Source organism: Paenibacillus lautus (genome assembly GCF_050482385.1).
GTDB lineage: Bacteria > Bacillota > Bacilli > Paenibacillales > Paenibacillaceae > Paenibacillus_AQ > Paenibacillus_AQ lautus_B.
In genome coordinates, this window is record NZ_JBCNHV010000026.1 from 122,387 (window position 1) to 147,369 (window position 24,983).

The 24,983-nt window shown below is 46.0% G+C and carries 16 protein-coding genes; 15 read left to right on the top strand and 1 reads right to left on the bottom strand.

Annotated elements, in window-relative coordinates; genetic code table 11:
- The first annotated feature begins 9 nt into the window (after nt 1-9).
- From ABEW73_RS28170 to ABEW73_RS28240, 15 genes are all read left to right on the top strand, one after another.
- Complete coding sequence (locus ABEW73_RS28170; protein ID WP_430170432.1) at nt 10-2,592, top strand: LTA synthase family protein; 2,583 nt, start codon at nt 10-12, stop codon at nt 2,590-2,592.
- A gap of 470 nt (nt 2,593-3,062) precedes the next feature.
- Complete coding sequence (locus tag ABEW73_RS28175) at nt 3,063-3,806, top strand: sugar phosphate nucleotidyltransferase (protein WP_430170430.1); 744 nt, start codon at nt 3,063-3,065, stop codon at nt 3,804-3,806.
- Nucleotides 3,807-3,824: 18 nt separating this feature from the next.
- Nucleotides 3,825-4,373, top strand: coding sequence for a dTDP-4-dehydrorhamnose 3,5-epimerase (gene rfbC / locus ABEW73_RS28180; protein WP_430170429.1), 549 nt, complete (start codon nt 3,825-3,827; stop codon nt 4,371-4,373).
- A 12-nt stretch (nt 4,374-4,385) separates the two neighbouring features.
- The gene (gene rfbB / locus ABEW73_RS28185; RefSeq protein WP_430170427.1) at nt 4,386-5,408 is read left to right on the top strand and encodes a dTDP-glucose 4,6-dehydratase; all 1,023 of its coding nucleotides are present in this window, start codon (nt 4,386-4,388) and stop codon (nt 5,406-5,408) included.
- A complete protein-coding gene (rfbD, locus tag ABEW73_RS28190; protein WP_430170425.1) occupies nt 5,405-6,283 on the top strand; it encodes a dTDP-4-dehydrorhamnose reductase in 879 nt (292 codons plus the stop codon). Before rfbB ends, rfbD begins: the two co-directional genes overlap by 4 nt.
- Before the next feature lie 134 nt (nt 6,284-6,417).
- A complete protein-coding gene (locus tag ABEW73_RS28195) occupies nt 6,418-7,347 on the top strand; it encodes a glycosyltransferase family 2 protein (protein WP_430170423.1) in 930 nt (309 codons plus the stop codon).
- A gap of 109 nt (nt 7,348-7,456) precedes the next feature.
- Complete coding sequence (locus ABEW73_RS28200) at nt 7,457-8,368, top strand: glycosyltransferase family 2 protein (protein ID WP_430170421.1); 912 nt, start codon at nt 7,457-7,459, stop codon at nt 8,366-8,368.
- Nucleotides 8,365-9,765: an undecaprenyl-phosphate glucose phosphotransferase gene (locus ABEW73_RS28205; protein ID WP_430170419.1), complete on the top strand. Its 1,401-nt coding sequence runs from the start codon at nt 8,365-8,367 to the stop codon at nt 9,763-9,765. The genes ABEW73_RS28200 and ABEW73_RS28205 overlap by 4 nt, the downstream gene beginning before the upstream one ends.
- 434 nt (nt 9,766-10,199) lie before the next feature.
- Nucleotides 10,200-10,805, top strand: coding sequence for a class I SAM-dependent methyltransferase (locus tag ABEW73_RS28210; RefSeq protein WP_430170417.1), 606 nt, complete (start codon nt 10,200-10,202; stop codon nt 10,803-10,805).
- Between the two features lie 129 nt (nt 10,806-10,934).
- Nucleotides 10,935-11,807 carry a phosphatidylinositol-specific phospholipase C/glycerophosphodiester phosphodiesterase family protein gene (locus ABEW73_RS28215; protein WP_430170415.1) on the top strand — a complete coding sequence of 291 codons (873 nt, stop codon included), beginning with the start codon at nt 10,935-10,937 and terminating at the stop codon, nt 11,805-11,807.
- Nucleotides 11,808-12,234: 427 nt separating this feature from the next.
- Complete coding sequence (locus ABEW73_RS28220; protein ID WP_430170413.1) at nt 12,235-12,924, top strand: heptaprenylglyceryl phosphate synthase; 690 nt, start codon at nt 12,235-12,237, stop codon at nt 12,922-12,924.
- A gap of 537 nt (nt 12,925-13,461) precedes the next feature.
- The gene (gene pcrA, locus ABEW73_RS28225) at nt 13,462-15,795 is read left to right on the top strand and encodes a DNA helicase PcrA (protein ID WP_430170411.1); all 2,334 of its coding nucleotides are present in this window, start codon (nt 13,462-13,464) and stop codon (nt 15,793-15,795) included.
- A 122-nt stretch (nt 15,796-15,917) separates the two neighbouring features.
- Nucleotides 15,918-17,933: an NAD-dependent DNA ligase LigA gene (ligA, locus tag ABEW73_RS28230; protein WP_430170409.1), complete on the top strand. Its 2,016-nt coding sequence runs from the start codon at nt 15,918-15,920 to the stop codon at nt 17,931-17,933.
- A gap of 362 nt (nt 17,934-18,295) precedes the next feature.
- Nucleotides 18,296-22,807, top strand: a complete 4,512-nt coding sequence (locus ABEW73_RS28235) for a S8 family serine peptidase (protein ID WP_430170408.1) — start codon at nt 18,296-18,298, stop codon at nt 22,805-22,807.
- Between the two features lie 167 nt (nt 22,808-22,974).
- On the top strand, nt 22,975-23,172 hold the full coding sequence (locus tag ABEW73_RS28240; protein WP_430170407.1) for a hypothetical protein: 198 nt from the start codon (nt 22,975-22,977) through the stop codon (nt 23,170-23,172).
- 58 nt (nt 23,173-23,230) lie between these two features.
- On the opposite strand, the gene ABEW73_RS28245 is transcribed toward ABEW73_RS28240, so the two are convergent.
- Nucleotides 23,231-24,487 carry an MFS transporter gene (locus ABEW73_RS28245; protein WP_430170405.1) on the bottom strand — a complete coding sequence of 419 codons (1,257 nt, stop codon included), beginning with the start codon at nt 24,485-24,487 and terminating at the stop codon, nt 23,231-23,233.
- Nucleotides 24,488-24,983 lie beyond the last annotated feature (496 nt).

Below are 24,983 nucleotides of genomic sequence, written 5' to 3' on the forward strand. Positions count from 1 at the left end.
GAACGATAGTTGAGTGCATTTTTCAAAAAAATATCTAATCTTACTTATGTCCTGTTCATTATTATATATTCCTTCGGTAGATATTTACTTTATGATGAAAAAGGTTTAATACTTTTTGGTAGCGTAGACTTTTTCATTGGGGTTGTTTATGATGTTTTATTTTGTGTGATATTGCTCATAATTCTTAACATATGCAAAAAGATAAAGGTTCTTCCTTATATTGTAATATTCATTGTTGTGGCATTACATTTGGCAAATATAGAATATATATATGCTATGAATAATGTTATAAATTTGAAGGATATATCATTTCTAAAAGATAAACAATTTCTTTTAGGCTCAGCATTTCAAATTACATTTCCTATCTATAGTATTTGCTTTACACTAATTAGTTTATTTGTGGCTATTTCTTTCAACTACAATAAAATAAAAACAAAAAAAAATATTGCTTTGTTTTGTATTCTCAGTTCAATAGTTCTTTTTATTGCAGTTTTATCTGGAGATAATATTTGGAGCAAACGAAACTTTGTAACTACCTCAATTGGAAATAGTGTTCGAGTAAGTATTGCTAAATCTTCAAATATTAATGATATCCCTTATGATCTAATAGAAAAAATAACAAAAAACGGACAGGTGGGGGAGGGGGAGCCACTCATAGAATTTGCATCATCTAAAAAGAAGAATATCATAATGGTGATCATGGAAGGTATACCGGGTTCGTATCTTCTTGAGTCACAAAATCGATTAAATATTCACAATAATATGACATTAATGAGTTTAGAAGAGATTAAAGATAATTCAATATTAGTCCCCAATTTTATAACCCACAACAACCAGACTATTAGAGGTCTTTATAGTATTCTAAGTGGTGATTATCCTAAATTAGATTCTTCAACTCCCAAAGCGTATGAATTCGTGCAAGATAAAAACCAACAACATATGATACCAAGTGAATTGAAAAAATCAGGTTATAACACAGCATATTTACAGGCAGCACCACTAGAATTTATGTCTAAAGATCGATTCATGAAAGAAGCTGGATTTGATACAGTAATTGGGTCTGATGGATTCTCAAATAGCTATATTCCATTCGAATGGGGAGCTGATGATAAGACTTTCTTTGAACAATCACTAGGTTATATTGATACTTTAGATAAGAAAGCTCAACCATGGTTTGTAACAATGTTAACCGTTGGGACGCACCATCCTTATGCAGCACCTAAAGAATTAGAGGATCAATTGGGAAATAAAAAAGATGCATCTATTAAATATTTAGATCTTGCTCTTAAAGATTTTATTAATAGTGTAAAGAATTCAAACTACGCTGAAGATACACTGATACTATTTATTTCCGATGAGTCACATGGAGTAAACGACCAACCTTATGGATCTAATTGGGGAATATGTCTGGCATTTTCACCCGATATTAAGGAGATGGTGATTAACGACGGTGTATTTGGTCACAAAGATTTATATAATTCAATAATGGATTATATCGATCCAGTAGACAATGCTTCTATTCCAGGCAGAAGTATTTTCAGAGAGTATAATAAGGAAAATCCTATCCTCTTTGCCTCGCATTATAGTGGAGATTTATATTACTCAAAGGAAAAGGGGAAGGTTTTTCAGTTGAATCGAAATAACGAACTTTTCTCAATTGAGTCAGATAACGGAGAGATGTTTTCAAGTTCATACAGTAAAATAAAAGTTTATGATGATAAAATGAGGGATGAAATTCAAAACTATAGGGATTATGTTAATAATTCATCTAAGAGTTCCGAGTTGAGAATAATAGACCAAGAGAATTTTCACATTAACCATGGAGAAAATAAGGCAATAACCGATGGTCAATATCTGTCACTACCAGCTAATAAATACATTAGTATAGGTTTCGAATACGAATTAATTAATCCCAATAAAGGAGATTATATAACTTTTTTATTAAAAGATAGTGGGAATCCAAATTTAACAAATTATAGAATCGTTGATTATAGTGACAATTTAGGAAGAATTGAATACAACTTTTATAATGATAATGAAACAACAGGATACAATTTTGCGTTGGGTTTAAAAGCTTCAACTGAAAGTGACCATTTAGATGTCAAAATAAAAAATTTATCTATTAGTTTTGAGGATTTCTTTGATAATAAAGATAAAACTGATTTAAGTTTTGAATCATATTTATCAGATTCTCTATATTTATCAAAAAATTTAGTGCCTTTTTTATCGACACAAAGCGGGGCCTATTTAACAAAAGAAAATAGTGTTTTTATTGAATCAACAGTTGTTGGAAGTTATTTAGTATTCGGCCCTTACTTAGAGTACCCAAGAGGTAAATATAACCTTATGGTTAAACTAAAGAATAATGGTCGTAATGAAAACTTATTTAAATTAGATGTTGCTACGAACTCTGGACGTAATATTCTCGCCGAGAAGGAATTTTTAATGCAAAGCTCTGATGAAGAAATGCTAGCGGAATTGCCTTTCGAGATTATTGACGATAGCTCGAATGTCGAGCTTAGATTGATGGGTTTGAGTGAGTTAGATATAGAAGTTATAAATGTTTCAACAAAAAAAAATGAAAAACTGTAGACTAAAGTTACATAAGAAGAAACACTCGGTTGGTAGCTAATAACTGGTCAGGTGCTTCTCTGGTGTAGAATTTGAAGTGGATTACTCATTAATAGACCCCAAAGTTGCAACTAAGCAGTTGCAACTTTGTCTTAGGTTGAAAGGCTCAGTTGTGTTTTTAGATAAGATATCTTTTTAAAAGTCAGGCAGGGAAGCAATTGTCAGTAACAGGTCTGTATAAGCTTGAGGACAATGCGAATGGCAATATTAAAGGCCTCATTTAGTACTGGATTGGGAAGAACGAGATCACCAAGGTATGTTTCTATGCAACATAAACATCTTCTTAGTTAAATGGTTAGTTTTGAAAGGGTGTATATTATTGATTAATTTTGCCTCTTATAGGTTTCTTTATGAGAATGTGAAGTACATTGATGTTAACTATTATGTGTAAAAAAAATCCCAGAGAATATTATCGGATGGAGGCTCAAATAATGAAAGCTATAATCCTAGCGGGTGGAACAGGCTCACGCCTTTATCCCTTAACCAAAGTCACCAATAAACACCTGCTGCCTGTTGGAGCCTATCCAATGATCTTCCATCCGGTGTATAAACTCCGTCAGGCGGGCTTGTCGAATATACTCATTGTGACCGGAAAAGACCATATGGGAGATGTCGTGAATCTTCTTGGGAGCGGTCAGGAATGGGGAGTCTCCTTCACATATAAAGTACAGGATGAAGCAGGAGGCATCGCTCAAGCGTTGAACCTTGCAGAGCAATTTGCAAGTGGCGAATCAGTGGCGGTCATCCTCGGCGATAACGTGTTTGAGGATGATATCTCCACCTATGTGGCCAACTTCCAAAGCCAAAGATCCGGCGCCAAAATCCTAATCAAAGAAGTTGCCGACCCTAACCGTTTTGGTGTTCCGGAAATACAAGGTAGCCAAATCATTTCCATTGAAGAAAAACCGGAACAACCCAAGTCCAATTATGCAGTAACCGGAATCTATATGTACGATCACACAGTTTTTGATATTATCAAGACATTGAAACCTTCAGCTCGTGGCGAATTGGAAATCACAGACGTCAACAATGCATATATTAAACAAGGAAAGCTTACCTTTGATGTGCTTCAAGGATGGTGGACGGATGCGGGAACGCATGCATCGCTCGCTCGGGCCAATGAGTTGGCTAGAGATGTTCGATTCGGTGATGATTTCGGAAAACTTAAACTGTAGTTAGGGAGGAATTAAACGATGAACGTAACTCCTTTAAAACTCACAGATGCTTTTGTACTTGAACCGGTGGTCCACGGCGATCACCGGGGTTTTTTTATGGAGAGTTACAACGATTCGCTTTTTAAGCAACATGGCGTTACCTATAACTTCATTCAAGACAATCAATCACTATCCGCCGAAGCAGGTGTCTTGCGTGGTCTTCATTATCAGCTGAACCCTAATGCTCAAACGAAACTTATTCGGGTCCTGACGGGTGCCATCTATGATGTCATCGTAGATATCAGAAAAAGCTCCTCTACCTTTGGTCAGTGGGTCGGTGTCATTTTGAGCGAACATAACCATCGTCAGCTGCTGGTGCCTAAAGGCTTTGCTCATGGTTTTTGTACACTGGTGCCCAATACCCAGGTTCTGTATAAAGTGGACGAATATTATTCCCCTGAGCACGACCGCGGCATATTATGGAATGATCCGGCCTTGGGGATCGATTGGCCAACGTCGAATCCGATTCTATCGGATAAAGACCAGCGACACCCGCTATTGAAAGAAGCAGAGATGAATTTTGACTAGGGGGCAGTGAGGATGAAACTACTTGTTACCGGCGGGGCCGGCTTTATAGGCAGTAACTTTATTCTATATATGATTCAACAGCATCCGGATTACCAGATCGTGAATATGGACGCTCTTACCTATGCAGGTAACCTTGAAAGTTTAAAATCCGTTCAACACCACCCTAACTACTCATTCGTCCAAGCAGATATTGCGGATAAACAAACGGTGGATGGCATTTTCCAACAGGGCATCGATGTGGTTATTAATTTCGCGGCAGAATCACACGTAGATCGCAGCATTCTGGAACCGGAGATTTTCGTGAACACCAATGTTATGGGTACACAGGTTCTTCTGGATGCAGCCAAAAAATATGGCGTGAACAAATTTGTTCAAGTATCCACGGATGAAGTATATGGGTCCTTGGGCGAGTCCGGTTTGTTCTCTGAAACGACACCACTTGCCCCTAACAGTCCTTACTCAGCCAGCAAAGCAGGCGGCGATTTACTCGTAAGGGCTTATCATGAGACCTTTGGTCTCCCGGTTAACATTACACGCTGCTCCAACAACTATGGGCCTTATCAATTCCCTGAGAAGCTGATCCCCCTGATTATTTCTCGCGCCCTAAATGATGAATCCCTGCCGGTCTACGGCGATGGCCTCAATATCCGCGACTGGCTGTATGTTGAGGATCACTGCAGTGCGATCGATCTGGTTATTCATCAAGGGAAAATAGGTGAGGTTTATAATATCGGGGGCAACAACGAGCGGACCAATCTGCATATTGTGCAAACCATCCTGAGGGAGCTTGGCAAACCTGAGTCACTGATCACTTACGTGGCAGACCGTCCAGGCCATGACCGACGGTATGGCATTGATCCTATAAAAATCATGAATGAGCTGGGCTGGAAGCCAAAGCACAACTTCGAGACAGGCATTAAGGAAACGATTCAGTGGTATTTGAGCAACAAAGAGTGGTGGACGAGAATTCAATCCGGCGCATATCGTGATTATATGACCCAGCAGTATGGTAGCCGTTTGGGTGGGAACGGATGAAGGTATTAATCACAGGAGCACATGGTCAGCTAGGGCAGGATATTGCACGGATATTTAACCTAGCTGGTCATGAAGTTTTTAGCTACGGGAGAGAAGAACTAAACATAACGGACTTAGATCAATGCCTCCAAGTAAGTTCAACTCGCTGCCCCGACTGGATCATTCATTGTGCGGCTTATACGGCGGTAGATGCTGCAGAGACGGATGTAGATGGTGCTTATCTTGTGAATGCAATAGGTACTAGAAACATGGCTCTTGCCGCCGAAAAAATTGATGCCAAGATCGTATTTATTAGCACAGATTACGTTTATAGTGGTACGACCGAGAGGCCTTATATAGAGTATGATTCCCCCGACCCGCAAAGCGTTTATGGAAAGTCCAAGCTTGCAGGTGAACAGATGGTTCAGAGTTTTTGCTCTCGTTGGTTTATTGTACGAACTTCATGGTTGTTCGGCCTGCATGGCAACAATTTTGTAAAAACTATGCTCCGTCTAGGTCAGGAAAAACCGCTATTAAAGGTGGTTAACGATCAAAAAGGATCTCCCACCTACACAGCACATCTGGCGCAGTTTTTGTTACATCTCATTTCCACTGAAAAATACGGTTTATATCATGCCTCAAACAGCGGCTTTTGTACTTGGTATGAATTCACTGAGGCTATTTTTGAAGAAGCCCGTGAACAGTTGGGACTAGAGATAACAGCTGAATTGCAACCTTGTACTACTACGGAGTTTCCACGGCCTGCTCCACGTCCAGCCAATTCAACGATGGATCACTTGGCTATCCGTCTAAACCAATTAGAGGATTTACCGCATTGGCGTGAAGGGTTGAAGCAGTTTATGCTGGATATGAAGCAGCACCCTGAACTATACTAAAAGTGAATACAGCGATGTGAGCGACCTGATCTGTATGATCAGGTTTTTTTATTAGCCTTTTCCCTAAAACACTCATAGATCTAAATAAACTACTCATAGTATGAAACCAATGCGTTACCGGAGGTTCTCCCATTATGAATAAAGTGCAAGTATTACTATCCGCCTATAACGGTGAACAGTACATATCTGAACAAATCCAGAGCATTCTTAACCAGACGCACCCCTCCATCTCGATTTTGATACGAGACGATGGATCCACGGATCAAACTGTGGAAGTTCTCGAACAACTGATAAAGATACACCCAGATCAGATAAAGCTTATCAAAGGAACGAATGTTGGCGTTGTGTCCAGCTTCTTTGAATTGCTGCGTGTTGCAGATGCTGAAGCCGATTACTACTGTTTTTGCGACCAGGATGACGTATGGCTTGATCATAAGGTAGAACATGCTATCGCACGCTTGAATTCCTCTATACATACAGAAGCACCGGCGATGGTATTTACATCGACCTACCTTACCGATGACGAGTTAAACCGGGAAGGTACATGGCCTAAGCCTCCTACTCGGGAGCCATCTTTCTTTAATGCGTTATATGAGAATATCGCTATTGGCGCCACAATCACGATGAATCGATCGGCCAGAAACCTGTTTATGTATAGTAGATCGGTTGACAGTCAAAAGGTTCTTATGCACGATTGGTGGTTTTACTTGCTGATATCCGCATTTGGAACCGTAATCTGCGACAACATGCCATCCATGTTATACCGTCAGCACAATAACAATGTGGTAGGAGGCAGCAACTCCATCGTGGGTAAGTTGAAAAGCAAATGGGCCAGTTTTAAAAGACATACGGGTAAAGACTTGTTGCATAAACAAGCGAGCGAGTTTAATCGAATCTATGGCTCACGATTGACTGGCGATCAGAAAGAGCAGCTGGATTTATTTCTTGCATCTCGCACAAGATTCGTAGACAGGCTACATTATGCGCGTAAGAGCAAATTGTACAGACAATCCAAGGCAGAGAGTTTGTTGTTTAAGTTCTTTATTTTGATCGGCTTTATATGAGGTTGAATGAAATAGGGCAGAGCAAACGTATTCCTTGATATTCCTTCTTTCCCTACGAACTATGCTATAATGTCGATAGATTACTATATTTGTCAGGAGACGTTATGCAATGGATTTAAGCATTTTAATCGTGAACTATAATACCTGTCAGCTGACGGTGGACTGTTTGCGATCTGTGTTCGCATCGGAGACGGAGTATACATACGAAGTTATTTTGATAGATAACAACTCGAAGGACGAGTCGGTTCAGACCATCCGAGAGTTATTCCCGCAGGTCAAGCTGATTGAGAACTCGGAGAATACCGGCTTCGCCAAAGCCAACAATCAGGGGATGGAAGTTGCGGAAGGTCGCTATATGCTGCTGCTAAATTCCGACACGATTATTCAGCAGGATACGATCCAGACGATGGTCGCTTTTATGGACTATAACCCGATCATTGGTGCTTCCGGCTGTAAAATCGTCCTCCCGGACGGTTCGCTGGATAAGGCCTGCAAAAGAGGGTTTCCAACGCCTTCAGCTTCTTTTTATTATGCCTTTGGACTCAGTAAGCTGTTCCCGAACAAACCGGAGTTTAACCAGTATCAGTTGGGATACTTGAATCCGGACGTAGAGTATCCGGTGGATTGTTTGGTTGGTGCATTCATGCTGGTACGTCGTGAGACGATTGAGCAGGTAGGTGGGCTGGACGAAACGTTTTTTATGTACGGAGAAGACATCGACTGGTGTTATCGCATCAAGCAGGCGGGATGGGGAATTCACTATTATCCTCGCACCAAGATTATCCATTATAAAGGCGGCAGCGCTCGGCGCCGGCCGTTCAAGATCATTTATGAGTTCCATCGCGCGATGATTCTTTTTCATCGGAAGCATTACCGGCAGAAATACAACATATTCGTTAATGGAGCCGTCTATGCAGGCGTTGGTTTAAAATTACTCCTATCCTTGCTTATGAACCGGCTTAAGCCTATTCGTCCAGCAACCATAACGCAATCTTCAGGTGGAGTGGAGGTGAAATCATGATCCGCCAGAATCAGGGGTTTTTGACCAAATTATATATGATTACCGATTTTGCTTTTATCCAGCTGGCTTTCTTGTTTGCATGGTGGATCAAGTTTGAGAGTAGCTGGTTTCCGTACGAAGAGCCGCTCCCTCTTGAAACCTATACTTTGTGGAGTCTAGTTTATGGCGCAGTAGCCTTGGCTGTTGGTGTCATGATTTCCTTATACTCACCGAAGCGGAAAAAGCGCTTTGCCGACGAATTCATGAAAATCTTTCAGACTCATTTTATCGGCATGTTCGTCCTCTTGAGTATCATGTTCTTTGTCAAAGAGGTGAATATCTCTCGTTGGTATCTCGCCATCTACATGATTCTTAACGTAGCCTTCATTATCCTGTACCGTTATTTCCTAAAGAAATCCCTAAAACATTTTCGGGAAAAAGGCTACAATCGGCAATTCGTGCTCATCGTGGGTGCAGGTACGCTCGGCAAGCGCTTCTTCAAAAATCTGAAGCAATACCCCGAGCTAGGGTATGAAGTCATCGGTTTCCTGGATGATTACCAGCAGTGGGACGAGATCGAAGCCAGACGGCTTAAACCCATTCTGGGTTCGGTCGGCGATTTACATAAGGTGTTAAACGAAAAGCTCGTCGACGAAGTCGTGCTGGCCCTTCCATTGGATGCGCATAACAAGTACCCGGAGATCATTGCCGCTTGTGAAAAAGCGGGTGTCCGAACGCTGATTATCCCGGACTTTTTCGATTACCTCCCGGCGCGGCCGGTGTTTGATAACTTTGCGGGTATGCCGATGATCAACGTGCGTGATATCCCGCTGGATCTAGCGGCAAATCGGCTGTTCAAGCGAGCGTTTGACATCGTATTCTCCTTAGTGGCGATTATCCTCACCCTGCCGGTGATGATCGGGATTTACCTGGGTATTCGTTTGACTTCCCGGGGCCCCGTCATTTTTAAGCAGGAGCGGGTTGGGCTGAATCGCCGGAACTTTTATATGTATAAATTCCGCTCCATGAAGCCGCTGCCAGAGGGGGCATCGGATACGGGTTGGACCGTGGAAAATGATCCGCGCCGCACCAAGTTCGGCTCTTTTCTTCGGAAGACCAGTCTGGATGAGTTACCTCAGTTTTTCAATGTCCTGTTCGGTCATATGAGCGTGGTAGGCCCTAGGCCGGAGCGACCTTATTATGTTGAACAGTTCAAAGAGGAAATTCCTAAGTACATGGTGAAACATCACGTACGCCCGGGCATCACGGGATGGGCGCAGAGCAACGGCCTGCGTGGGGATACTTCGATTGAGGAACGGATCAAGCACGATATTTTCTACATCGAGAATTGGTCCATTCTGTTTGATATCAAAATCATTCTGCGCACGATCCGCAACGGATTCAAGAACGCATACTGATCATAATCGATGTGAACGTCATTTGGCATGAGCCAGATGGCGTTTTTTGTTTGCGTACCTGTCCCAGACGCTTATATGCTTCCCAGGTCCCGACTCACACAGAAAGATATCGAATGCTGTCGCTTCTTGTAAGGCTGTGGCGTATCAGAGGACATTTGATCCATTCATCAGGCTATAGACATGCATGGGCATCACTTCGGACAATAGTCAATCGGATATATTTACAATATATAACTATAATACTATTATAATGAAACAAGAGCCTCATCAATGTCTTCAGTGGTCCAATATGTAGGATCGTTAGTACACAAGGATGATCCAATTTTTGATTTTCTTTGATAGAGTTAAGCTAATGCTTTTCAAATGACCTTGTCTTCATGTAGTCGCTTCATTTGCCAGATCGGGGTTAACATCCAATATGGGGAGGAATCGAAATGGAAAATGCGAAGGTTCAGGATTTCATCGAAAGCAGCCAAGAGCAATGGGATGAAGAGTACAGATCCCGCATGTGGGATTATTTATCGGAAATCACGGAATATGCCAGATACTCGGTCGTGTACGGTTACATCAGAAAGTTTATTGGGGACGAGGGCATTCTGGATATGGGATGCGGGGCCGGGATATTGTATGATATGCTCCTGGATGTTGAAAAGTCGAATTATACGGGTGTCGACCTGTCCGAGGAAGCGATCAAAATCGCATCCAGCAAAACATCAAGGAATCTATTCCAGCGCGCGGACATCAATCATTACGTTCCTCATAAGCGTTACAACGTCATTGTGTTTAATGAGTCATTGCAATACGTGCCCAACACCCCGAACAAACTGCTGGAATATGCGCGTTACCTAACCCCGGATGGCGTCATCATCTCTTCCCTATATTCACATAAGAACACCCAAGATCCTGATTATCTCATGGTGGAACATAAGATTGGCGAGATTGAAAGCTGCGGATTATTTGATATCGTGGATAAAGTCAGCGTGTTTAACCATAATGCGGGTTTGAAATGGTATATTCATCTTTTGAAGGCCAATAGCTAGTATCAACATTATCTATATAAATCGTTCCGTCATTTGGCAGCAGCCGAGTGGCGGTTTTTTGTTTTGCCGACCCTTCAACCGGGTATTTACCTAGCAACAGCGATGAACGAAACAAAGGGTGGGGATACCATGAAACGGATCGCAGCTGTCCTTCTATTATTTTCCGCCATTGTGATACTGCTTCTGACTCAATTGGAGTGGGAAGAAGAACAACCGCAAGGATTCGCGTCCTATCGCCTGATTGCCCATGCCATGGGAAGTATCGGGGAACAACCCTACACGAACGCCTACGAAGCCATGGTCGTTAACTACGAGAAAGGTACTCGGGTATTCGAGATTGATTTGATGCTGACGGAGGACCGTAAAGTCGTGGCCAGGCATGAGTGGACGGAGAGCATGACACAGCAACTGGGTCAGAAGGAGAAACTCCCCGATGATAAGCAGGCGGCCCGCCTGAGTCATGAGGAATTCATTAATACGCCGATTTTGGAGCAATACCAACCAATGGATATTGAGGGGATCATGGATATGATGGAGCGTCATCCCGATATCTATATCGTGACGGATACGAAGGAGCAGGAGGACCAGGATATACAGTACCTGTTCGCTGAGATTGTAAACGCTGCTAAAGAGCGGGATCCGAAACTTCTGGATCGGGTGGTCATCCAAATTTATAATGAGCCGATGCTCGATATGGTTCTGGACATCTATCCGTTTGAGTCAATTATCTATACGCTGTATGCCACGCAGGATTCACCTGCCGAGATCACGGCTTTCGTGCAGGAAAACAATATCGACGCTGTTACCATGCCGGAATACAAGGTCACCCCGAATTTCGTAGCGAAGCTCAGGCAAGCGGGTGCCGTGACTTATGTTCACACCATCAATGACACCACGACCGTGAACAATTATGAAAAATGGGGCGTGTACGGCGTTTACTCGGACCTGCTGACAGAGCCTGAGCTGGAGCAGAACAGTTTGAGATATACCATTAAAAAGTGACTGCCATAGAGGGGCGTGGCATTAATACATGTTGCATGGCCCGTCTATGGAGTAGGCTTTTCTTCATATACAGTGAAGCTGGACGTCGAAGTCCGTTGTCTCCGAAAGAGACGCGGGCTTTTTCATGATATCAGAAAGTATAAACTTCGAAGCATGGCCTTCTGATATCACAAGAAAACTACCATCTAAATGCGGTCTGGGGTGGTGCGTCATGCTGTCTGGAATTGTACGTCGGTAGAAGCTTGTCTTAGTTAAGTATCAGCACAAATCCCTTTCCAGCGGCCCGGTTCGGATATAGACTGAACGGATAAATGACAATTACCAAAAAAATGTTCGTATTTTATGCGAACATAAATTGACTTGCTTACCGTGCTAGCATAGACTTATTTTAGTATAATAGTAACCCGTGAACGTGGAGGAATGACGCTTGAAAGAGATGATACAATCCTGGAGGCATGTGTTTAAGCTGGACCCCGACAAGGAGATCGATGACGAGTCCCTTGATGCGGTATGTTTGTCAGGAACCGATGCCATTATGGTCGGAGGCTCAACCGGAGTCACTTATGAAAATACCGTGGATCTGCTGTCCCGAGTTCGACGTTACGAGCTGCCGTGCGTGCAGGAAGTATCCGATCTGGAAGCCGTTGTACCCGGATTTGATCTATATATGGTCCCGATGGTCATGAATACGCAGGATCCGACCTGGATCATGGGCCGGCATCGCGAAGGAATCGAACGCTACGGGTATATGATCCCGTGGGATCTGGTTGTGACCGAGGGGTATATCGTATTGAACGAGAATGCCGCGGTGGCGAAGCTGACCGGAGCAGAAACTACGATTGAAGCGAGCACTGCCGCCGCTTATGCCCAAATTGCGGACAAGCTGATGAATCTGCCGATTGTATACCTGGAATATAGCGGCACATATGGGGACATGGAAACGGTTCGCACGGTTCGAAGATCGGTGGATAACGCCCGTTTGTTCTATGGTGGCGGAATTACCAACTTCCAGCAAGCGTCGGAGGCTGCAGCTATCTCAGATACGATCGTTGTTGGCAACGTTGTGTATGATCATCCGGAGCAGGCACTTGAGACAGTCAAGGCCGTGAAGGGTTGACTGGTCTCGGTTATATGATCTGCTAAAAAATGTTGAGACGCGTTGCGCTAATCGTAGGTTCTATATATAGTCACTTTTCCATCTTTATCTCTCTTGACGATTAAGCATGTTTTAATTTTATTTAAATATTGTAAGTCATCAAGTCAAGCAGCGCAGAACTCACCGTGTCTTCGATACAGATACGTCGTAATCTATATCCATATTCATTCTCTTTTAATTTTATCTATCTGCCAGACCCTATCCCATTTTTTCGATTATCATCTTTGAGTGTGTGTTCAAAAAGGTCGATTTTCAGCACCGAGAAGGTTGGATGAAGCTAGGGAGTGAGGAGCGGAGCGTACGTTTTGGGTACGTGAGCACCTAAGATGTTTCCGCAGGAAACATGACTTCGTAAGCATCCGCTTAGGCCCGGCTGAATTCAAGATTCGATGCCGAGCTGCTTCCTGATTCGCTTCGTGATCAAAAGCGGACTTTTTGAACAATCTCTTTAACCAAGTTTCTCCCTTATCAAATCTACACCTAATAGGAGGCAACACTATGCATTCCATTGATATACACGACGCCGTCAGCCGTCTGAATCCACAGCAGCGTCAAGCCGTTGAAGCAACCGACGGACCTCTGCTCATTATGGCGGGGGCCGGCTCTGGCAAGACGCGGGTGCTGACGCACCGAATCGGTTACCTGATCGCCACTCGCAAAGCTGCACCATGGAGCATCCTTGCGATTACATTTACGAATAAAGCAGCCCGCGAAATGCAGGAACGGGTATCCAAGTTGGTTGGCCGCGAAGGCCAGGACATCTGGGTATCGACGTTCCACTCGATGTGCGTGCGGATTTTGCGCAGAGACATTGAACGGATTGGTTTCACCTCGAATTTCAGTATTTTGGACTCGACGGATCAGCTGTCGGTTATTCGGAACGTAATGAAGCATCACAATATCGATACGAAGAAATTTGAGCCGAAGGCGATTCAAGGGGCCATGAGCGCCGCCAAGAATGAGCTGATCTCCCCGCAGCAGTATGAACAGAAAGCCGGAGACTATTTTGAATCCCTTGTAGCCAAGGTATATACCGAATACCAGAAGCGCTTGAAGAGCAACAATTCGCTTGATTTTGACGATCTGATCATGACCACGATTCAGCTGTTTAAGGAAGTGCCGGAGGTTCTCGACTTCTACCAGCGCAAATTCCAGTACATCCACGTGGATGAATATCAGGATACCAACCGGGCGCAGTACATGCTTTGCCGCATGCTGGCGGACAGCCATCACCGTATCTGTGTTGTCGGAGACAGTGATCAGTCGATCTACCGCTGGCGTGGCGCGGATATTACGAACATCCTGAATTTTGAGCAGGATTACCCTGAGGCGCGGACGATTCTGCTCGAGCAGAATTACCGTTCTACAGCGAACATTTTGAACGCTGCCAACAATGTCATTGGCCTGAATACAGGCCGCAAGCCGAAGAATCTGTGGACCGAGCAAGGTGAAGGACCGAAGATTAAAGTGTTCCGCGGGGATACGGAGCATGATGAGGGGTATTTTGTTACCTCGGAAATTAGCAAGAACATCAAGGACGGCAAGAGCTATCAGGACCATGCGATCCTGTACCGGACCAATGCGCAGTCCCGGGTTATCGAGGAAATTCTGATCAAGTCGGACATCCCGTACCAGATCGTCGGGGGCATCAAGTTCTATGATCGCAAAGAGATTAAGGACATGCTTGCTTACCTTCGCCTGATTTCCAACCCGGATGACGATATCAGTTTAACGCGGATCATTAATGTGCCAAAAAGAAGCATCGGCGACACAACCGTCGCGAAGCTGGCTGCTGCAGCCGCAGAGCGGGGCATCTCGATCTTCCGCGTGCTGGAAATCGTGGACGATCTTGGTTTTGCCGGACGGACCCGTAACGCGTTGGTGGGCTTCTACGACATGATTGCCGCGCTCACCCGCATGGTCGAGTTTCTGTCGGTCACCGAGCTTACGGAAAAAATACTGGAAATGTCCGAATACCGGATCGAGCTCCAAAACGAGAATACGATCGAATCCAGATCCCGCCTCGAGAACATCGACGAGTTCCTGTCGGTGACGCAAGAGTTTGAGAAGAATAACGAGGATAAATCACTCATCTCCTTCCTTACGGATCTTGCATTGATCGCGGATATCGATTCGATGAACGATGACGAAGAAGACCGCGACGACGCTGTTGTGCTCATGACCATGCATAGCGCCAAAGGGTTGGAGTTCCCGGTAGTATTCATTATTGGCATGGAGGAAGGGGTATTCCCGCACAGTCGTGCTTTTATGGATAATGAAGAGTTGGAAGAGGAACGTCGGCTTGCTTATGTAGGTATCACCCGCGCCGAGAAGCAGTTGTTTTTATCCTGTGCACGCATGCGTACCTTGTTTGGCCGCACGACGGCAAACATGCCTTCGCGATTCCTGGAGGAAATACCGGAAGAGCTGAAGGAAGACACGCAAATGGCCCATGACCGATACCGCCGTGGCGGCGGTAGCAATGTGGGTGGGTCTTACGCAGGACGCGGCTTCGGAGGCGGTGGAGGCAGCAACTTTGGCGGCGGCCGTACCAATGACCTCTCCCTTAGCGGATCGACCGCTTCCGCGCAAGCTGCGCCGAAGAGCCGGGTGACGATGACAACTGGTGGTGCAGCATCCCGTTCGGCAGCTTCTTCGGACAGCGGCGATTTTAAAGCTGGTGACAAAGTAGCCCATGGCAAATGGGGGACCGGCACGATTGTAGCGGTCAAAGGCAGCGGCAATGACATGGAGTTGCAGATTGCATTCCCGGCGCCTGTGGGCGTGAAACGTCTGCTTGCCGGCTTCGCACCGATTACGAAGGTGGAATAAGGGTTACAACTAGGAGAAGCGCATCAACGGAAGAACGATCCGAATTCGCAGTGAGATAGGTAGAAGATCTTTAAACGCAACAAAATGTTGGCCTTATTTAATTGAAGGAGGATTGCCCCTGCATGGATTTCAAGGGAAAAATGGAGAAGCTCATTACGGAGCTGAACAATTACAATTACCATTACTACACGCTGGATCAGCCGCTTGTAAGCGACAAGGAGTATGACGCTCTGTACGACCAGCTAGTATCGTTGGAGGCAGAGACCGGAGTGACACTTCCGGATTCTCCGACCCAGCGGGTGGGCGGGGAGATTCTGAAGGGATTTGCCCCGCATCGCCATTTGGCTCCGTTATGGAGCCTTGATAAGGCTCAGAACATCGAGCAGCTCCGTACCTGGCATGATCGCGTGGTCAGGCTGGTCAATGATTACAATACGAAGAATCCCGGCAATCCTCTCAAGGCGCCTTGTTATGCACTGGAGCTGAAGTTTGACGGGTTGACGCTGAATCTGACCTATCAGGACGGTAAGCTGGTTCAGGCGTCGACACGGGGCAACGGTGCGGTTGGCGAAGGCATTCTGGCTCAGGTGAAGACCATCAAGTCGGTGCCGATGACGATCCCGTACACGGAAGGTACGATTGAAGTGCAGGGCGAAGGCATCATGAACTTGTCTGTGCTGGAAAAATACAATCAAACCGCGGCCGAGCCGCTTAAAAACGCGCGTAATGCTGCAGCAGGGGCGCTCCGCAATCTTAATCCGAAGGTGACGGCCGAGCGTAAGCTGAACGCCTACTTCTATAATGTAGGTTATTCGGATGGAGTCACCTTTGCCGATCACAAGGAAATGATGGATTTCCTGCGTGAGAACCGGCTCAAGGTCAATCCGTATATTTTCTATTTTGAGCAGTTTGATGACGTGATGGAGCAATTGGCCGATATCGAGAAACGTCGTACCGAGCTCGATTACCTCATTGACGGAGCGGTGGTGAAGGTTACTGATTTCCGCATCCGCGAGGCGCTCGGATATACCGACAAGTTCCCGCGCTGGGCAGTCGCTTACAAATTCGAAGCGGAAGAAACCACGACCGTGCTGCAGTCGGTAAGCTGGAATGTAGGGCGGACCGGAAAAATCACGCCATTAGCGCGTGTAGAGCCTGTTGAGCTTGCCGGAGTCACCGTGCAAAATTGTACGCTGAACAATATCGGGGATATTGAGCGCAAGAACCTCAAGTTTGCGCTCGGATCTCGGGTCTTCATTCGCCGTTCGAATGACGTCATTCCCGAAATCCTTGGCAAAGTAACGGAGGAGCAGGATGGGGAAGAGATATTGTTCCCGGATCAATGCCCATCCTGCGGTTTCCCGCTGGAGCAGCGCGGCGCTCATCTCTTCTGCAACAACAAGACGGGGTGCAAGCCGCAAATCGTGGCCCGTATCACGCATTTTGCTTCTAGGGATGCCATGGACATTGAAACGTTCAGCGACAAGACCGCGATCCAGTTATACGACGAACTGGGCGTGCGGGAACCGGCTGATCTTTATACGTTATCTTTTGATAGTTTGCTGAAGCTCGAGCGCTTTGGTGAGAAAAAAGCTCAGAATCTGCTGGATGCCATCGAGAAGAGCAAGGAGCGGGATCTCGCATCATTCCTCTTTGCCCTGGGTATACCGAATACCGGCAAATCCACAACCAAAATGCTGGCCGATCATTACCGTGATCTGGACCGTGTGATGGCGGCGACCGCAGAAGAATTGGTCGAGTTGCCGGACGTAGGCGGCATCGTGGCCGAAAGTATCGCTGGATACTTCGCGGACCCGTTTGCCCAAGCGAGCATTCAGAAAATGCTCTCACTGGGTGTCCAGGCGAAAGCGCCGGAAGCACCGAAGCCAGTTAGCACCGATTCCTATTTCAGCGGCAAGACGGTCGTGCTGACAGGGACCCTCCATCTGCTGACCCGTGAAGAGGCAACGGAACGCTTGGAAGCGCTCGGTGCCAAAGTGACCGGCAGCGTATCCAAGAAAACCGATCTCCTCATCGCAGGCGAGAAAGCCGGCAGCAAGCTGACCAAAGCCCAGCAGCTCGGCATCGACATCCTGGAGGATGAAGAAGAGTTCGTGCGGTTGCTGAACGAATCATAGGATCGACTGGATGTATTTTGCGGAATCAGTTACACCCTTCAGAAACCGAGGCTATTTCATAGTCTCGGTTTTTCTTTTTCCTCCATTTGATTTCTCCTCCCTTACCTCCGATGTAAGCCTTAATTTCCTTGAATTTATGACGTTTCCTAGCATTCGTCAAAACCTCCTATACAATCGACTGGATTTAACAAAAACATACAGAAAAGGATGAAGGAATCTAATTTCAGATTCTAGAATAATTTACCACGGGTCAGTCTTATGCGGAAAGGAGTGGATACCATCGATAGGCAGCACCGATATGCTGATGACATCCCAGACCCTGAATTGATTGAGAAATCTAATTTTTTGGGAGGGGCAAAGCCTTGAGTAAAAAGTTATGGTCCGCACTACTAAGTTTTATTTTAATGCTATCACTGGTTGCACCAGCGGCTGGGGCCGCTCCGGCGGAAAGGCAGATCGATCTGGGCAATCAGCTCAGTGCCGATGAAGCAAGGCAGTTAAAGGATATTCTGAAACAGAGAGCTAAGCTTGCGGAGTTTCCCAAGCTCGATCAAAGTCTACAGAAGTCTGCTGGGGGTCCAACAAGAGTCATCGTAGAGTTATCTACTGAGCCAGTGGCTTTGGCCAAAGGTCTTTCCTCCATTCAGGGCCAATCTTTTAGTTCTTCGGCAGAGGCGAAGGTCGAAGCTCAGGTACAATTGGAGCAGCAGACTTTTATTCGCGGCCTGAACACGAAGAATATATCACACGAAATTTCGAACCAATACAGTTACGCATTCAATGGGGTGTCAATGGAGATCGATGGCAGCAAGGTTGAAGCCTTGCTTGATATCCCTGGCGTTCTAGGCGTTTATCCCGATCTGGAGGTAACGGTTGGACCGAAAGGCGAAGTGAATCCATATATGAAAGATACGGGGCCATTTATCGGTGCTCCGGATGTATGGGATCTGGGCTATACAGGTAAAGGCATAAAAGTCGGCGTTATTGATACAGGCATTGATTATGTTCACCCTGTTCTGAAAGATGCTTATAAGGGCGGATATGACTTCGTTGATAATGATAATGATCCGTACGAGACTACCCCACTCGACTGGGAGAACGATCCTTCCAATCCCCCGCAGGTCGATGATAGGGGAAGTACGTATTGGACGGATCATGGAACGCACGTAGCGGGAACCATCGGAGCCCGCGATGTCGGCGAATATGGAGTTGTAGGCATTGCGCCGGGTGCGGATATCTATGCTTACCGCGTTCTTGGGCCGTATGGAAGTGGCTATTCCAGCTGGGTGCTTGGAGGTATTGACCGTTCCGTTCAGGATGGGATGGATGTAATCAACCTCTCACTTGGTAATTCCCGCAATGACCCGGATTATGTAACATCCGTAGCACTTAACAATGCTGCGCTGGCTGGTGTCACGCCAGTCGTTGCAAGCGGAAATACAGGGCCAAACCGCTGGACGGTTGGATCACCGGGGGCAGCGGCTTTTCCGATTACCGTAGGAAACTCAACGGGTCCAAGTGACGAAATTGCGGCGACATCGCACTTTTTCACGGATGAGGAATTGCCTGAGGAGCCTATTGGAAACAATGAAGGCACGTTGAAACCTGTAACGGAGCCAACACAACCCGTGACGCCTGAAGTGCAGACGGATTTAGGAGCACAGGCAGACGAAGCGGCAGGGCCAACATCGACTGAAGTTGCATCACCAATCGATGAGAATGCGCCTTCTGTTGATACGGAGCAGGATTTAAAGCCAGCCCTACCGGCTGAGGGAGCAGAAGAGGAGCCCGTCACTGATGAAGCGCCTGTTGAATCTGTCAAGGATGAAGAAGTGCCTCCGGCAGACGATGTCACCCCGATTACTGTGGTAGATGCTACGTATAAGCTTGAATTAATGGCTTGGAACCTGGCTGAGGACCCAGAAGTCGTGCTGGATGGAGACTTTGAACTTTTATATGCGGATCTGGGCAAGCCAGAGGATTTCGCAGATAAAGACGTAACAGGTAAAATTGCTTTGATTAAACGCGGCGAACTCGCCTTTGTCGATAAAATTGCCAATGCGAAAGCAGCGGGCGCGACGGGTGTCATCGTATTCAACCAGAACCCTGGCCCAATCGGCGTCTTGCTTGGGGACAGCTTCTCCTTCATTCCAACCTTTAGCATGAGTAAAGAAGACGGCGAATATATCAAATCGCTGCTCGGCGCCAACCCGAATCTGAAAGTGAATTTCACGGATTTTATTAAAAACCGAACGGCAGGTGATGAGATCAATGATTCCAGCTCGCGTGGCCCGGCCAAAAAGACGCTGGATATCAAGCCTGACGTGGTAGCACCGGGAACGAGCATTTTGTCATCCGTACCGGCATACGGGAAGGACATTGCCGATGCAGATTACAATCAGTCCTATGACCGTTTAACAGGTACCAGTATGGCATCCCCGCATGTGGCAGGGCTTGCGGCTCTCATTTTGGAGAAACACAACGATTGGACTCCATTCGATGTCAAAGTCGCACTGATGAATAACGCCAAAGTACTGAATACCGAATCCTACGATGTAACGGATCAAGGGGCCGGGCGCGTACAAGCCCTTAATGCCATCCAGGCAGAGGCTCTGGTGAAGGTCCTGGACAAAACTTCGTATCAAGAGAACGGATCAAGTAAAGAGCAGGATAATATTACGGGAAGCATTAACTTCGGTAATTTTACAGGAGCAACCGCTCAAACTGTTCAGAAGAAAATAAAAGTTGAGCGGATTGGTGAGATTGGTGGTCACTTTGAGGTTGAGGTTAGTACAACTCAATCAACCCCTGGAGTTGCTGTTACGGTGGATCAACCTTCTTTTGATTTAAGCGGCGAGAAAGAACTGGTTGTAACACTTCAAGTTCCGGCAGGTGTATCTGGGGTTTCAGAGCAGCAGGGCTACATTATTTTTAAAAATGATACTCGTACTTACTCTGTACCTTATGTAGCTTACTTTAATCTGGAAATGACCGGTGTCAAATATACCAAGGTGTACAGTGAGACCGAGAACTATCTGGCGCATTTCCCTCTGAACGAACAAGGAGAACTGGGTGAACTGAATGTAGGTTTTGAATTCTATAATCCTATGGGAATCGTGATCGTAGATTTGTATGATAGCCTTCATCCAGAATCAGGACCAGATCAAGATGGATTGATTGGGCAAATTTTTGGTGCGGATGAGTATCTCTTTAACGCTAATACGGAATATACACTCGGCTGGGATGGAAAGTACCTCAACTACACATCCGAGGATATCGAAGAGGTTAAAGACGGCTTGTACTCGGTTGAACTTCTCTCTCTCGGTACTAATGGGAATATTTATTCCGATTACGCCACAATTCCTTTCTTCGTGAAGAGAACGGCACCAGAGATCAAAACCGAGCTTGATGTCAAAATCTCCGGTAAGAACAATCCCGCATTAACCGGCAAGGTCGATGACCTCTATGTAACGGTAGTTCCAGCAATGTGGGATGAATGGACGATTGATTTTGACGTTAGCGAATGGCTGGATGCCACTTATGTCATTAAAAGAGCTAATAAAACGGTAGCGAAGGAAGGCAGCTTTGATGTCGAACAGGATGGTGCCTTTAACATCGCCTTAGACGGATTGTCTTCTGGCAACTACACTGTCGAGCTTTCCGTCAAAGACCATCAAGGACTTCAAGGAAAGGCTTCCGTATCTTTGCAGCTGACGGGCGCGCCTGGACCAGGCAACCCGGACCCAGGTAATCCAGGCGGCGGATCCGGAGGAGGAGGCGGTGGAGGATCGTCTTCCGGTGGCGGTTCCACAGGAACTCCGTCCACTCCGGCTCCTGAAGTAGCTGGGGATGCCAAAGTAACCACGAAGAAAAATGCGGATGGTACCGAGTCCGCAACGGCCGCTCTGTCGGAAGCAGCGGTGACAGCAGGAATTGCCGGAGACGGCAAAGAAGTGAAGCTGGATGTATCGAAGCTGGATTTCAGCAAATATAGCGATGTAACCCTGACCCTCGGTAAAGCTACCGTGGATAAACTGAAAGCATCCGGCAAACCGCTTGTTATTACGGGTAACGGCTTTTCCCTGACAGTGCCTGCTGATGCCTTGGATGATTTCACAACGAGCAGCGGATTCAGCTTAGCGGTTTCCGTAACTGCAAGCAAAGGGGGAACCGCGGCGGGCAGCTTGAACGCTGTATCCCCGATCGTTTCAGTCAAACACGGTGAGAAGTTTAAACATCCGCTTCTGCTGACGTTGAACTATGACCCGGCAAAAGTGAAAGATTCGCGTAAAGTAGGCGCCTACCTGCAGTCGGAAAAAGGAGACCTGCAATCCGCAGGATTGCTGCAATCGGCTGCACGCGGATCGATCACGTTCCGTGTTAACGGTCCAGGATCTTATGTGGCTGCCGAGAATAGCGTGACCTTTGACGACATCGTCAGCCACTGGGCGAAGGATGAGATCGAGGTTGCTGCCTCGCAGCATATCACAAACGGTACAGGTGCAGGTCGCTTCTCTCCAAACAATGCGGTGACCCGTGCCGAATTTGCTACACTGCTTGATCGTATTTTCGAGACAGGCATTGATTGGGAAACACGCAGCAAAGAAGCGGGAGCGAAGAATCCGCTGACCCGTGAGGATATGGTAGTCATGATTGCGGAAGCGCTGAAGATTGATTCTGACACAGGCTCCTCCTTGTCATTCAACGATACGAATCTGATCTCGGAGGATGCACGTGCAGCTGTAGCCTTCGCTGTGAACGAAGGTCTGGTGAAGGGAGTAAACGGCAACCGCTTTGCACCGGGTGAGACTTCCACTCGGGCTCAGGTCTCTGTGATTGTGTACCGTTTGCTTGATTATCTAAACAAAATCTAATGATTCGACAGGGTCGTATTTTTACTTAAACGAAGGGTTTAAAGCAATGGGGAGTTGTCCATGGTTTTTCTTAAACCAGGATAGCTCCCTTTTTATTGATGGGATGTGAATATTTTGATTTTTAATTTGTCGGGTGTGCTATATTTTTGGAAGAGAGGTGGTAGGTTATGAAGAACAAAAAATGGTTAGGTTATATCCCCATATTGATCTTGCCGTTGTTTCTTATCATTTTGGTACTAAAAGGCTTGATTCAGTCCAACGGGGGAACGGAAGATCTGCGCTTAGCCATCGAGTGGCTGACGAAGTACGTGCTTCCATGGATATTCCTATACTGGTTCATCAAACTAGTTAGAAAAATAAAATAAAAAACACTCACCAGATGCACGCAAAGTGCGGCTGATGAGTGTCTTTTTTATATGTCGATTAATCTCTCGCCCACTGGTCCAGCTTGTCATCACCGGGAAGAAGCAGGGCTAGTAGACCAAGCAGCGGCAGGAAGCCGATGGCGATCATGACATTGCCGATTCCCCAAGCATCCCCGAGATTGCCGAGCACAAGCGAACCGATCCCGCCCATGCCAAAAGCAAACCCGGTGATCAGCCCGGATACTGTACCGATATTGCCAGGATGCAGCAGTTGGGCATACACAACGGTAACCGAGAAACTGGACAATAGGACAAATCCGCCGATCAGCAGCAAAACAGCCGCCCAGAACGGGGAGGCGAACGGCAGAATCAATGCAATGGGTGCAGTGCCGATCATGGAGAGCATGATCATATTGCGGCGGCCAAAGCGGTCGGCGAGCGGACCGCCGAAAAAGGTACCCACAGCTCCGGAAGCGAGAAACAAAAAAATATAGATCTGAGCATTATCAATCGTGATCTTGTATGCATCCATGAGGTAGAAGGCATAATAGCTGCTGATGGCTGCGCCATACCAGGAGCGGATAAACACGAGAATGACGAGCACCAGCGTTGCATTGCGTACGCTTTTGCGGCGGGCGGGGTCGAGCATGCGCCCGGCAGCCTTCTTTTTAAACGTGTAACCTGCTTTCAGCATGCCGTGATACCAATGGGCAACATAGGATTGTACGATGATACCAGCCGCGGCAACGAAGGTAAAACCGATTGCGCCAAACTGTCCGAATGGTACGAAAATGTATCTTGTCAGGAGCGGAGCAAGTGATTGTCCGGCATTGCCCCCTACTTGAAAGATCGATTGGGATAACCCTTTTCGCATACCTGCAGCCATATGAGCGACCCGCATTCCCTCAGGGTGGAAGGTCGCCGAGCCTAATCCGATCAGAACTACCGCGAACAGTACCAGGATATATGTATGTGCATATGCAAGAATGAATACGCCTGCAAACGTGAAACACATACCGATCGGAAGCAGAATCGGTGTCGGCCTTCGATCCGCGGCGTATCCGATAACCGGCTGAATGATAGATGAGGTGAAGTTGATAGCAAAGGAGATCCAACCGATCTGCGTAAAGGTAAGCAGCAGATTATCCTTTAATATAGGAAAGATAGCAGGGATCACGGACTGAATCGAATCATTAAACAAATGCACGAAACTGATGGCGATCAGAATTTTATATATGGTGGCTTGATGTGCTTCTCCGTGAGCAGGACTTGGAGTATCTTTGGGCTTTTGGAGAGCGATGCTTTTGTCTGCCATTCGGCGAACTCCTTTCTTATTAGATGTAGTCGGGCTTTAGAAAAGCGATGAACTAACCTTAAAACCTTTTTTATAGGAAATCAATTACATTTCGAGATGATACTTCATGAATTTAAGGTCCATGATGAAGCACATTTATAGAGAGGCCACCGACAGATTGGGTTAAATATCGATCTCTATAAGGTATAAATCATGATAGGGTCGATGTTATGCGAAACTTTACATATTTTCTTTTAAAAATGCTTGCTATATCTTTTGTATCATGGTATATTACTAACTGTCGCTTTTGACGAAAGCTTTTGAAGCTTGTCGAACGGCGTCGAAAAAAAGTGTTGACATCAAGTTAGATACTTGGTAAGAGATAAACCTGCGCTGCTGATTGAAGATGATCGGCAAAGCAGCCAACAAGTTCCTTGAAAACTGAACAAATGGATCACGTCAATGTAACACAAGCAAACGTTAATACGTTAGCTTTGAAATGAGCAAGTCAAACACT